General features: G+C 75.1%; 7 protein-coding genes. 3 read left to right on the plus strand and 4 right to left on the minus strand.

Annotated elements, in window-relative coordinates; all coding sequences use genetic code 11:
- Window positions 1–34: 34 nt before the first annotated feature.
- The 4 genes from narI to ACGF0D_RS32210 are packed head-to-tail and all read right to left on the minus strand — an operon-like array spanning window position 35 to window position 6766.
- On the minus strand, window positions 35–760 hold the full coding sequence (gene narI / locus ACGF0D_RS32195; protein ID WP_392922231.1) for a respiratory nitrate reductase subunit gamma: 726 nt from the start codon (window positions 758–760) through the stop codon (window positions 35–37).
- Window positions 760–1488 (minus strand): nitrate reductase molybdenum cofactor assembly chaperone, encoded by a 729-nt coding sequence (gene narJ, locus ACGF0D_RS32200; protein ID WP_392922234.1) that lies wholly within the window; start codon window positions 1486–1488, stop codon window positions 760–762. The genes narI and narJ overlap by 1 nt, the downstream gene beginning before the upstream one ends.
- Window positions 1485–3077, minus strand: coding sequence for a nitrate reductase subunit beta (gene narH / locus ACGF0D_RS32205; RefSeq protein ID WP_392922237.1), 1593 nt, complete (start codon window positions 3075–3077; stop codon window positions 1485–1487). The genes narJ and narH overlap by 4 nt, the downstream gene beginning before the upstream one ends.
- A complete protein-coding gene (locus ACGF0D_RS32210; RefSeq protein ID WP_392922239.1) occupies window positions 3077–6766 on the minus strand; it encodes a nitrate reductase subunit alpha in 3690 nt (1229 codons plus the stop codon). The genes narH and ACGF0D_RS32210 overlap by 1 nt, the downstream gene beginning before the upstream one ends.
- Before the next feature lie 143 nt (window positions 6767–6909).
- Here ACGF0D_RS32210 and ACGF0D_RS32215 point away from each other — a divergent pair, with 143 nt between their 5' ends.
- The 3 genes from ACGF0D_RS32215 to ACGF0D_RS32225 form a co-directional block, all read left to right on the plus strand.
- Window positions 6910–7905: a tellurite resistance/C4-dicarboxylate transporter family protein gene (locus ACGF0D_RS32215; protein WP_392922242.1), complete on the plus strand. Its 996-nt coding sequence runs from the start codon at window positions 6910–6912 to the stop codon at window positions 7903–7905.
- Between the two features lie 129 nt (window positions 7906–8034).
- The gene (locus ACGF0D_RS32220; RefSeq protein WP_392922245.1) at window positions 8035–9963 is read left to right on the plus strand and encodes a glycoside hydrolase family 5 protein; all 1929 of its coding nucleotides are present in this window, start codon (window positions 8035–8037) and stop codon (window positions 9961–9963) included.
- A 577-nt stretch (window positions 9964–10540) separates the two neighbouring features.
- Window positions 10541–12921 (plus strand): AMP-binding protein (locus tag ACGF0D_RS32225; RefSeq protein ID WP_392922248.1); only part of this gene is annotated, 2381 nt, incomplete at its 3' end.

Below are 12921 nucleotides of genomic sequence, written 5' to 3' on the forward strand. Positions count from 1 at the left end.
GGGCAGTGACGTTCCACCGCTCCCGAAGGCGCCCTCAGGTGTCGATGCCCTCCCAGCCGCGGCGCGGCGGGCGCTCGGCCCGCTGCCCGGCGGGCCGGCTGCGGTAGACCAGGTACGGGCGGAACAGGTAGAACCACGGCGCGCTGAACATGTGCACCAGCCGGGTGTACGGGACGGCGGCGATCAGCAGCATGCCGAGTACGGCGTGGGCCCGGTAGGTGGTGGGGACGCCGGCCCACAGGCCGGTGTCGGGCCGCAGGGTGAACAGGCCGCGGGCCCAGGGGGCGATGGTGACGCGGTAGTCGTAGCCCTCGCTCAGGCCGGAGTTGGTGAGTTTGGCGTACAGGCCGAGGCAGATCTCGCCGAAGAGCAGCAGGTACATCGCCTTGTCGTTGCGCGTGGTGCCGCGGAAGACGGGGGTGTTGGTGCGCCGCCGGTAGAGCAGGGTGGCGAGGCCGGCCACCGCCAGGACGCCGGCGGCGGTGCCGCCGATCAGCGAGAGCAGGTGGTAGGCGTGCTCGCCGATGCCGAGGGCGTCCGTCCAGCTCGCGGGGACGAACAGGCCGATCAGGTGTCCGGCGAGGACGAAGAGGATGCCGTAGTGGAAGGCGGGGGAGGCCCAGTTGAGCAGCCGGGACTCGAACACCTCGCTGGAGCGGGTGGTCCAGCCGAACCGGTCGTAGCGGTAGCGCCAGAGCAGCCCGACGGTGAGGGAGACGAAGGCGAGGTAGGGCAGGACGCCCCACAGGAAGGTGTCCATCAGCGGTCTCCGGCGATCACGGGGAGCTGGTTGAGGTGCCCGTAGGGACGGTCCCCGTAGGGCGGCGGTTGCCCGTACGGCGGCAGCTCGGCCCCGGCGCCGACCTCCTCGTGGGGCGGGCCGGAGCGGGCGAGCGCGAGGGCCTGGGCGCGGTCGGTGGGGCTCGGTCCGGGCAGGGTGGCGCAGACGGCTTCGAGCGGGCCGGCGTACGGGGTGCCGGCCTCCAGCAGGGCCAGGCGCAGCAGTTCCAGCCCGGGCCGGTGGTCGCGGAGCAGGCCGTCGGTGCGGGTGGCGGCGGCGAACTCCAGCACGACCGGGAGGAAGTCCGGCAGTTCGCCGTCGAGTTGGTCCAGGCCGTGGCGCCCGTAGGTGTCGCGGAAGCGGAGCAGCGCGGTGCCGCGCCGCCGGGTGTCGCCGTCGGTCCACCAGCTGAGGTGGAGGCTGTGCCGGTCGGTGAAGTCGAAGACCTCGACGTAGTGCGCGGCCAGCGCGGCCCGGCCGACCCGTTCGGCGTGGTCGAGGAAGCGCAGCAGGCCGTCGGCGCCGGGGAGAGCGCCGGTGAGGGCCCCGGGGAGGACCCCGGGCCGGCCTGCCGTGAGGGCCTCGCGCAGCAGCGGCAGCCGCCGGTACAGCTCGGCGTCCGGGTGGACCAGGCAGAGCGCGGCGGCCTGGCGGACCACGGCGCGGCGCCGGGCACGGCCGGCCGGCAGGTGTCCTCGGAGGGTCATCGGGCGTCCTCCTCGCGGTCGGCGCGCTGCCGGCGGCGCAGCGCGTGGAAGGAGTCGAGGGAGACCATCGGCAGCGCCCGGCGGCCGGAGTTCTCCCCGAACGGGCCGCTGCCGCCCGGTCCGTCCCGGGGTTCGACGGCGCACTCGGCGGGCACGGCCGACTCCTCCAGCGCCCGGGCCTCGCCCAGGGCGGCGGTGGGGACGACGTACCGCTCCTCGTACTTGGCGATGGCCAGCAGCCGGTACAGCTCCTCGACGTCCTGAGCCGTCAGCCCGACGGCGGCGGGCACGGCCGGGTCGGGCTCCTCGCCGAGGTTGCGGGCGCGCAGGTGGGTGCGCATCGCGGCGAGCCGGCCGAGGGCCGTCCGCACGGGCCGCGGGTCGCCGGCGGTGAACAGGCCGGCCAGGTACTCGACCGGGATGCGCAGGGCGTCGATGGCGCCGAAGAGGTTGCCGGCGTCCTCGCCGTCGAAGCCGGTCTCGGTGAGCGCCTCGACGACGGGCGACAGCGGCGGGACGTACCAGACCATCGGCAGGGTGCGGAACTCCGGGTGCAGCGGCAGTGCCACCCGGTGGCGGACGACCAGGGCGTGCACGGGGGAGCGCCGGGCGGCCTCGATCCACTCGTGGGCGATGCCGTCGCGCTCGGCGGCGGCCCGTACCACCGGGTCCTCCGGGTCCAGGAAGACGCCCAACTGGGCCTCGTAGAGGTCCTGTTCGTCCTGGACGGAGGCGGCGGCGGTGACCTTGTCGGCGTCGTAGAGCAGCACCCCGAGGTGGCGCAGCCGGCCCACGCAGGTCTCCGAGCAGACGGTGGGCAGGCCGACCTCGATCCGCGGGTAGCAGAAGGTGCACTTCTCGGCCTTGCCGGTGCGGTGGTTGAAGTAGACCTTCTTGTACGGGCAGGCGGTGACGCACTGCCGCCAGCCCCGGCACCGGTCCTGGTCGACCAGCACGATGCCGTCCTCCGCGCGCTTGTACATCGCCCCGGACGGGCAGGAGGCGACGCAGGAGGGGTTGAGGCAGTGCTCGCAGATCCGGGGGAGGTAGAACATGAAGCTCTCCTCGAAGGCGAACCGCACCTTCTCCTCGGCCTGCCGGCGCACCCGGGCGACCATCGGATCGGCGTCGGCGTGCTCGGGCAGGCCGCCGAGGTTGTCGTCCCAGTTGGCGCTCCACTCGATCTTCATCGGCTTGGCGGTGAGCATCGAGCGCGGCGTGGCCACCGGGTAGTCGTCGCCGAGCGGGGCGTCGGTGAGCTTGTTGTAGTCGTACGTCCAGGGCTCGTAGTAGTCCTTGATCGTGGGCAGCACCGGGTTGGCGAAGATCCTCGCCAGCCGCTCGACCCGGCCGCCGGAGGTCAGGGTGAGCCGGCCGCGCCGGTTGAGCTTCCAGCCGCCCCGCCACCGTTCCTGGTCCTGCCAGCGGCGCGGGTAGCCCTGGCCGGGCCTGGTCTCCACGTTGTTGAACCAGACGTACTCGACGCCGGCTCGGGTGGTCCAGGTCTGCTTGCAGGTGACCGAGCAGGTGTGGCAGCCGATGCACTTGTCGAGGTTCATCACCATCGCGACCTGTGCCATCACGCGCATCAGTACTGCACCTCCTGGGAGCGGCGGCGGATCGTCGTGACCTCGTCGCGCTGGCTGCCGGTGGGGCCCAGGTAGTTGAAGCCCCAGGTCAGTTGGGCGTAGCCGCCGATCAGGTGGCTGGGTTTGAGGAGGACCCGGGTGGGCGAGTTGTGGATGCCGCCGCGGCGGCCCTCCCGCTCCGTCCGGGGGACGTTGACGGTGCGGTCCTGGGCGTGGTGCATGTACACGGTGCCGGGCGGCATCCGGTGCGAGACCACGGCCCGGGCGACGACCACGCCGTTGCGGTTGACCGCCTCGATCCAGTCGTTGTCGGCGACGCCGATGGCGGCGGCGTCGCGGTCGCTCAGCCAGATCAGCTGGCCGCCGCGGGAGAGCGAGAGCATGAACCAGTTGTCCTGGTACTCGGAGTGGATGGACCACTTGTTGTGCGGGGTCAGGTAGCGCACCGTCACCTCCCGCTGACCGTCGGGGCCGATCCGGGGTTCGCCGAACAGCCGGTGCATGTCCAGCGGCGGGCGGTAGACGGGCAGGGCCTCGCCCAGCTCGTGGATCCAGTCGTGGTCGAGGAAGAAGTGCTGGCGGCCGGTGAGGGTGTGCCAGGGCTTGAGGTGCTCGGTGTTGAGGGTGAACGCGGTGTAGCGCCGCCCGCCCGCCTCGCTGCCCGACCACTCCGGTGAGGTGATCACCGGGACGGGCGCGGCCCGGGTGTCCGCGTACGTCACCCGCCGGCCCTCGTGCTCGGCGGCGAGCCGGGCCATCGGCTGTCCGGTGCGCCGCTCCAGGGTGTGGAAGCCCTGGACGGCGAGGCGGCCGTTGGTGGTGCCGGACAGCGCGAGGATCGCGTCGGCGGCCTTCACGGCGGTGTCCAGCAGCGGGCGGCCGTCCGCCGCCCCGCCCCGGGCGGTGCCGTTGGCCGCCGCCAGGGCCGCGACCTCCTCGTCCGGGTGCAGCGCGATGCCCTTGGCGGGCAGGCCGAGCCGTTCGGCGAGCGGGCCGAGGGCGGCCAGCTTCGCGGCGACCGCGGTGTAGTCGCGCTCGACCACGGTGAGTCCGGGCAGGGTGCGCCCCGGGACGGGCTCGCAGTCGCCGGCCCGCCAGTCCGGGGCGGTGCCGCCGGGCTGGGCGGTCTCGCCGGGGGTGTCGTGCTGCAGCGCGGTGGCGACCAGGTCGCGGCGGGTGCCCAGGTGGGTGGCGGCGAGCTCGCTGAACCGCCGGGCGATGGCGTGGAAGGCGTCGAAGTCGCTGCGGGCCTGCCAGGGCGGGTCGATGGCGGGTGCGAAGGCGTGGACGAAGGGGTGCATGTCGGTACTGGACAGGTCGTGCTTCTCGTACCAGGTGGCGGCCGGGAGGACGACGTCCGACAGCAGGGTGGAGGAGGTCATCCGGAAGTCCAGCGAGAGCAGCAGGTCGAGCTTGCCCTCCGGGGCCTCGGCGCGCCAGCGCACGTCGCGCGGGCGCACCGACTCGGGGGCCTCGGCGGCGCGCAGGCCGGAGTGGGTGCCGAGCAGGTGCCGGGAGAAGTACTCGGCGCCCTTCGCCGAGGAGCCGAACAGGTTGGAGCGCCACAGGGTGAGCACCCGCGGCCAGTTCTCCGGGGCGTCCGGGTCCTCGGCGGCGAAGCGCAGCGTCCCGGCGCGGAGTTCCGCCACCGCGGCGGCGGCCGGGTCCTCGGCGTCCCCGAGGTCCAGCGGGTTGCGGTCGAAGGTCGGGTACGAGGGCATCCAGCCGGTGCGGGCGGCCCGGGCCAGGCAGTCGGCGGCGGTCATCCCCCGGAAGACCCCCGATCCGAGCGGCGAGGCCAGCACCTCGGCCCGGAAGTGGTCGTAGCGCCACTGGTCGGTGTGGAGGAAGAACCATCCGGTGCCGATCTCCTGCCGGGCCGGGCGGGCCCAGTCGGCGGCCCCGGCCAGCGTCGCCCAGCCGGTGGACGGGCGGCACTTCTCCTGCCCGACGTAGTGCGCCCAGCCGCCGCCGTTGCGGCCCTGGCAGCCGGTCAGCTGGAGCAGCGCCAGGAAGGAGCGGTAGATCGTCTCGGAGTGGAACCAGTGGTTGGTGCCCGCGCCCATCACGATCATGCAGCGGCCCCGCGACCTCTCCGCCGTGGTCGCGAACTCGCGGGCGATCCGGGCGCAGGCCGAGGCTGGCACCGAGGTGTGCCGCTGCTGCCAGGCGGGGGTGCCGGGCGCCTCGGCGTCCCCGTAGCCGGTCGGCCAGTCGCCGGGCAGGCCCGGGCGGGCGACCCCGTACTGGGCGAGCAGCAGGTCGAAGACCGTGGTCACCAGCGGCCCGTCCACACCGCCCAGCCGGCGGGCCGGCACGCCCCGGCGCAGCACCTCGCCGCGCCCCTGGCCGTGCTCGCCGCCCTCGGTGTCGAAGCGCGGCAGCAGCACCTCGACGGGCTCGCCCCCGCGTCCGTGCAGCGACAGCGCGGGCCGCAGGCCGGCCAGGTCGAGGTTCCAGCGGCCCTCGCCGGACTCCGTCCAGCGGAAGCCGAGCGAACCGTCCGGGACGGCCGGCTCGTCGGTGGCCTCGTCCAGCACCACCGTCTTCCAGTCCGCGCCCTCGCCCGCGTCGCCGAGGTCCGCCGAGCGGAGGAACTTGTGCGGCACGTACGCGCCCGCCCGCTCGGTCAGCGTGACCAGGAACGGCAGATCGGTGAACCGCCGGACGTAGTCGGCGAAGAACGGCACCTCACGGTCGACGAAGAACTCCTGGAGCAGCACGTGCCCCATGCCGATCGCCAGCGCCGCGTCGGTGCCCGGGTGGGGGTGCAGCCACTCGTCGGCGAACTTCGCGTTGTCGGCGTAGTCGGGCGCCACCACCACGACCTTCTGGCCCCGGTAGCGGGCCTCGGCCATCCAGTGCGCGTCCGGGGTGCGGGTGACCGGCACGTTCGAGCCCCACATCAGCAGGTACGCCGCGTCCCACCAGTCCCCGGACTCGGGCACGTCGGTCTGGTCGCCGAACACCTGCGGGGAGGCCACCGGCAGGTCCGCGTACCAGTCGTAGAACGACAGCATCGGCGCGCCGATCAGCGCGTGGTAGCGGGCGCCCGCCGCGTGCGAGACCATCGACATCGCCGGGATCGGGGAGAAGCCGGCGATCCGGTCCGGCCCGTACGCCTTGATCGTGTGCACCTGCGCGGCGGCCACGATCTCCACCGCCTCCTCCCAACTCGCCCGTACCAGGCCGCCCTTGCCGCGGGCTTGCTGGTAGTGGCGGCGGCGCTGCGGATCGGCCTGGAGGTCCGCCCAGGCCCGCACCGGGTCCCCGAGCCGGGCCTTCGCCTCGCGATACAGCTCCAACAGCACGCCGCGGACGTACGGGTAGCGCACCCGGGTCGGCGAGTACGTGTACCAGGAGAACGCCGCCCCGCGCGGACAGCCGCGCGGCTCGTACTCCGGGCGGTCCGGCCCCACCGACGGATAGTCCGTCGCCTGGCTCTCCCAGGTGATGATGCCGTCCTTGACGTACACCTTCCAGCGGCAGGACCCGGTGCAGTTCACCCCGTGGGTGGAGTTGACGACCTTGTCGTGGCTCCACCGGTCGCGGTAGAAGGCGTCGCCCTCGCGGCCGCCCTCCACCTCCACCCGGTGCAGGTCGGCGGAGGCCCTCCCCGGGCGGAAGAACCGCCCGGCCCGCAGCAGGAGCTCTCCCGGTTCCGTGGGGTGCGACGCCGACTCAGCCATGACGGACTCCTGACCACTGACCTGACCACTGACCACGGATCGACCGGGGACCAAGTTATGCGGACGAAGCGGACGAACCGTCACAACGGCGGCACCGGCGTGGCGGCAGCGGCCGCACCGCCGGGAGTTCCGCTAATGGGCACATGAACTCTGCGACCAGCCCCCGGCCCGCGCGGCCGCATGCCCCGAACGGGTGGTGGAGCACCGTCCCGCCCGCGGCCGGCTCGGCGGTGATGGCCACCGGAATCGTCTCCGTCGGCCTCCACCTGGTCGGGCGGGAGGTGCTCTCGTCCGTCCTGCTGGCCCTCGCCGCCGGGCTCTGGGTGCTGCTCGCCGTGGCCTTCGCCCTGACCTTCCTGAACGCCCGCGGCGACTGGACGCTCAAGGCCGCGACCCCGCCCGCCCTCACCGCCGTCGCCTCCACCGGCGTCCTCGGCACCCGGATCTCGCTGCTCGGCCACCAGGGCGTCGCCCTGGCGCTACTCGCCCTCGCCGCCCTGGTCTGGCCGTTCCTGCTGGCCTCCGTGGTGCGGCACTGGCGGCGCGGCATGCCCGGGGCCGTCTTCCTGGTCTGTGTCTCCACCCAGGCGCTCGCCGTCCTCGCCGCCACCATTGCCGCGGCCGGCGGCCCCGACCGGCTGGCGCCCGCCGCGCTCGTCGCCTTCGGCCTCGGCCTCCTGCTCTACCTCGGGGCCCTGGTCCGCTTCGACCTCCGGCAGATCCTCACCGGGGCCGGCGACCAGTGGGTGATCGCCGGGGCGCTGTCCATCTCGGCCCTCGCCGCCGGCAAGCTCACCGCCCTGCCGGACTGGACGCCCGGCCTCCACTCCGCCCTGCGCGCCGCCACCTGGGTGCTGCTCGGCCTGGCGCTCGCCGGGTACGCCGTCCTCCTGGCGGCGGAGCTGCGCAGTCCGCGCCCGGCCTACGACCTGCGCCGCTGGGCCACCGTCTTCCCGCTCGGCATGACCGCCGTCGCCGCCCTGGTCGCCGCGACGGCGACCGGGGTGGACTGGCTGCGCCCGCTCGGCCGGGTGTTGCTGTGGGTCGCGGCGGGCGCCTGGCTGCTGACCGCGGCCGGGTTCCTTGCCACCGCGTCACGGTGGCCCCGGGTGCGCCGCGTGCTGCGGCGCGGCCGCTGATCTTCACCCGGACTTCCCCTGGAGGACAGCACGCACCCTTCCCGGGCCTGAGGTTCCGTCATATCGTCTGTCCTCGCCGACGGCTCCGGTGTGCCCGGACGCGGCCCGAGCCACCTCACCACAGCGGGGATGACCATGAAGAGTCTTGCGGGGCGTCTGCTCGCCCTGGCCGCGGCCCTGCCGGTGCTCGCCGTCCTGGTGGCGGGCCCCGGCGTCGCGGCGCCCGGCGAGGAGCACCGGGCCACGGCTGCCGGCTCCCTGGCCGCGTCCTGGACCGGCCCGCTGAGCACCCGCGGGCGCTACATCGTGGACGCCGACGGCACGCGCTTCAAGCTGAAGGCGGCCAACTGGGCGGGTGCCCAGGGCACTTGGCAGGGCAGCGGGAGCACCGACGACCCGGCGAACAACCAGGCCGGGCAGGTGTCGCACAACATCCCGCTGGGCCTGGACCGGGTGCCGATCCAGCGGCTGCTGGCCGACTTCCACGGGCTCGGCCTCAACAGCGTCCGGCTGCCGTTCGCCAACGCGATGGTCCACGACACCGTCCCCGTCCCGGACGCCGCCGTCGCCGCCAACCCGCAGCTCAGGGGCAAGACCCCGCTCCAGGTGTTCGACGCCGTGGTGGCCGCACTGACCGCCGACGGCTTCGCGGTGATCCTCAACAACCACACCACCGGCTACCGCTTCTGCTGCGGCCTGGACGGCAACGAGCGCTGGAACAGCGGCCAGTCGACCGCGCAGTGGGAGGACGACTGGCTGTTCATGGTGAACCGCTACAAGGCCGACAAGCGGGTGGTCGGCGCCGACCTGCGCAACGAGGTCCGCCGGGACGTCTGGGACGACCCCAACTGGGGGATGGGCGACTCCCACGACGAGTACGCCGCCTTCGAGGAGGCCGGCAACCGCATCCTCCAGGCCGACCCGGACATGCTGGTCGTCATGGAGGGCATCAACTGGTACGGCATCCCCGCCGCCGGGTTCAGCCACGGCCGCCCGATGCTCACCCCGGTCGCCACCCTGTCGAACACGCTCGTCCGCTCCGGCAAGCTGGTCTACGCCGCGCACTTCTACGGCTACACCGGCCCGGCCAACACCGGCGCGGGCAGCGGCCCCGGATCCACCGGCGACCCGCGCTACCAGGACTTCACCCCCGAGCAGCTCGCCCAGGTGGTCGACGACGAGGCGCTGTTCGTCACCCGCTCCGGCCAGCACTTCACCGCCCCGGTGTGGATCAGCGAGTTCGGCGCCGCCGGACGCGGTTCCACGAACACCAAGGAGCAGGCCTGGTTCGACCGCTTCACCGACATCCTGGCCGCCAACGACACCGACTTCGCCATCTGGCCGCTGGTCGGCTGGGCCGACACCGCCGGCCGCCCGCTGGACACCTGGGCGCTGCTCTCCTACGGCCCCGACGGCACCAGGACCGGCCTCACCGACCCCGGCGACTGGCGGGCCGCCGACTGGACGAAGCTGGTCGGCGGCCCGGCGGCGAGCGGCCCGGTGCCCGCGGTGAGCCACTGGAACATGCTCAGCCTCGACCACGCCGACCAGGACCTCTCCCGGCGGATGCTCGCGCGCGCGGACTGGAGCCCCGGCAACCGCAAGGGCGACTGCCCGGACGGCCAGCGTCTGACCGCCCTCGCCCGCGGCGACAGCCGGGCCCTGTGCACGGACGCGGGCGAACCGGCCGGCGGCAGCGGCGACTGGATCACCGTCACCGACGAGCGCTACGTCACCGGGGGCGACTGGGCGTCCGGCTACGACAAGCTCCAGTGCCCCGACCGCACCTTCGCCGTCGGCTACAGCGTGCGCAACAACGGCATGGCCGCCCTGCTCTGCGCCCCCGCGGCGGCCCCGCTGCCGCTGACCGGCCGCACCCTCTGGTTCGACCGGGGCGACAACCGGCCCGCCACGGGCGGCTCGGTGGCGAGCGACTGGGCGCCGGGCCGCTACAAGGGCCAGTGCGCGGACGGCGAGTACCTGGCCGGCGTCGCCTCCACCTGGCAGCGCCTCCAGTACGGCGCCCCGGCCGCCCTGCTCTGCCGCCCGCTCGCCTGAGCCGGGCCCCGGGGGGGGGGGGGGGCGCCCCGGGCCCGGGGGGGGGGGGGGGCCGGGGGGGCGGGGGGGGGGGGGGGCCGGGGCGGGGCCCCCCGCCCCCCCCGGCGCCGGGGGGGGCGGGGTTGTCCCGCGGGGGCCGCGGCCCCCCCCGGGGGCCCCCGGCGCCCGCCCCCGGCCCCCCCCCCCGGGCCCCCCCGGGGCTGCAGTCGGCCGTGCTCCGGTGGAGCCCGCCACCCGGCCGGCCGGTGAGACGATGACGAACGATCAGAAGCCCGCCCCCGTCGCCGCGTTCCCGCAGGTTGGACGCGTGCATGACGTCTCTTCCGGGGGGCGGGACGACCCTTGACGGGGCTGGGCTTCTCTGCCAACCTCTCGGCAGGTCTGGACCAAGATCGGCCTCTTCGTCGGGGGAGAGGACCGGCTCAGAACCGGCTGTGCGCAGGGGGGATCTGCGGGCCGGGAGGGTCGAGGCCGCAGCGGCCCGTCGGCCGCGTCACCAGAGAAACCGCGGTGCCGGCCACGTCGGCGCCCGGCCACGGGGAACGCACCATTCACCGACTGCCGAATCGAGCCCCACATGCCACACTCCCTCCCCCCGCACGCCTCGCCCTTCCAACGGGGCATCTGGTTCACCGAGTGCCTCGGCCAGGCGCACGGGGTGTTCCACATGCCCGTCCTGATCTCCTTCGACCGGGTCGACGCCGAGGCCCTCGCCCGGGCCGTCGAGACCGTGACGGTACGTCATCCCGCCCTGTCCCAGGTGTTCGTGGAACGCGAGGGGATCCTCCTGGCGGAGCCCGGCCCCGCTCCCGTCCTGGAGGTGGTCGACGCCTCCGGGGACTGCGCGCAGGGCCGGGAGAAACGGCTGGCCGAGGACGCGGCACGGCCGTTCGACCTGGCGGCCGGGCCCCTGGCGCGGTTCACCCTCCACCGGGGCCGCGGTGACGAGGCGGTGCTGCTCGCGGTCGTGCACCACGCGGTGTTCGACGGGGAGTCGAAGGACGTCCTGGTGGCGGAACTCGCCGCCGCCTACGCGCAGGCCCTCGGTGCGGCCGCTCCGGCGGCCGACCGCACGCCCACCGCGCCGCCGACCCCGCCCGACCCCGAGCTGGTCCGCCGCGCGGCGGACTGGTACGGCCCGCGCTGGGCCGCGGCCGCGGAGCCCGTCCTGCCGGGGCTGCCGCAGGCCGTCACCGCCCCGGCGTCCGGGGTGTCCGTCGGGTGGCGGACGGACGCGCCGGGCCGGGCGGTGCTGGCCGCCGCCGCCGAGCGCTGCGGCGTCACCGTCTTCGAGTTCCTGCTCGCCGCACTGCACGGACTGCTGCTGCGCTACGGCGCCGAGGCGGCCGCCGTCTCCGTGCCGCTCTCCGTCCGGACGGCCGAACAGGCCGGGGACATCGGCCTGTTCGTCAACGAGCTGCCGGTGCACGCGCCGGCCGGGGCGAGCACCGGGACGCCGTTCGCCGAGTACGCCCGGGCCGTGCGCGCCGAGGCCCGCGGCGGGTACCCGTTCCGCTCGGTGCCCTTCGGCGCGGCGGTCGGCGGCCTCACACCGCGCGCCGGGCTGGCCCCCGTGTCGTTCGGCTACCGGCGCGGCCGGGCCGCCGACCCGGTGTTCCCGGGAAGCGCAGTCCGGGTGGACCGCGCGGTGTTCAACGGCGCCGCCCGCAACACCCTCCACCTCCAGGCGGTCGACACCGCCGAGGGGCTCGCCTTCTCGCTCCAGTACGCCCCGGCGGTCCTGGCGCCGGAGGCCGCGGAGCGCGTCGCCGGGCACTACCGGGCCCTGCTGGAAGCCGCGACGGCCACCCCCGAGGCCCCGCTGGGCGCCCTGCCGTTCCTGGGCGAGGCCGAGCGGCAGCTGGTGCTCGACGAGTGGAACGACACCGCCCGCCCCTACCCCCACGAGCGCACCGCCCTGGACCTGGTGCGGGAGCGGGCCGCCGAGACACCGGACGCCCTCGCCGTCAGCGCCGGCACCGAGCGGCTGACCTACCGGGCGCTCGTGGAGCGGACCGACGAACTGGCCGCCGTGCTGGGCCGGGCCGGGGTCCGCCGCGGTGACGTCGTCGCCCTGCACCTGGAGCGCTCCGCCGACCTGCCCGCCGTCCTGCTCGCGGTGCACGCCGCCGGGGCCGGCTACCTGCCGCTCGACCCCGGCCACCCCGTCGAGCGGCTCGCCTTCCTGCTCGCCGACTCGAGCGCGGCCCTGCTGGTCGCCGACCGGGACCCCGCGCCCGACGTCGCGGCGGCGGCACCGGCCGTACTCCGGCTCGGGGAAGCAGGCACGGAAGCCCGTACGGAAGCCCGTCCGGAGCCGGTGCCCGCCAGGACGGAGCCGACCCCGCCCGACGGGCTCGCCTACGTGCTGTACACCTCCGGCTCGACCGGTCGGCCCAAGGGCGTGGAGATCGGGCACCGGGCCCTGGTGAACCTCCTGACCTCGTTCGCCCAGCGGCTGGGCTCGGGCCCGCAGGACGTCTGGCTCGGCCTGACCTCGCTCTCCTTCGACATCTCCGGGCTGGAGATCCTGCTGCCACTGACCACCGGCGGCCGACTGGTCCTCGCGCCGGACGGCGCCGCCCTGGACGCGCCGGGCACGCTCGGGCTGATCCGGCGCGAGGGCGTGACCCATCTGCAGGCGACCCCCTCCGGCTGGCGGGTGCTGCTCAGCGCCGGCCCGCTGCCGGCGGGGCTGACCGGGATCGTCGGCGGGGAGGCGCTGCCGCTCCCGCTGGCCCGCGAACTGCGGGGCTCCCTCGCCCGGCTGACCAACGGCTACGGCCCGACCGAGGCGACGATCTACGCCACCTGCGCCGACGTCCCCGCCGGAGCGGACGCCGTGGGGGGGGGGGGGGGGGGGGGCGCCCCCCGGGCCGGCCCCCCCGCCCCCCCCCGCCCCCCCCGCCCCCCCCGCCGCCCCCGCCCCCCCCCCCCGGGCGGCGCCCGCCGCCCGGC

Origin of the sequence: Kitasatospora sp. NPDC048298 (assembly GCF_043201465.1) — a bacterium.
Classification (GTDB): domain Bacteria; phylum Actinomycetota; class Actinomycetes; order Streptomycetales; family Streptomycetaceae; genus Kitasatospora.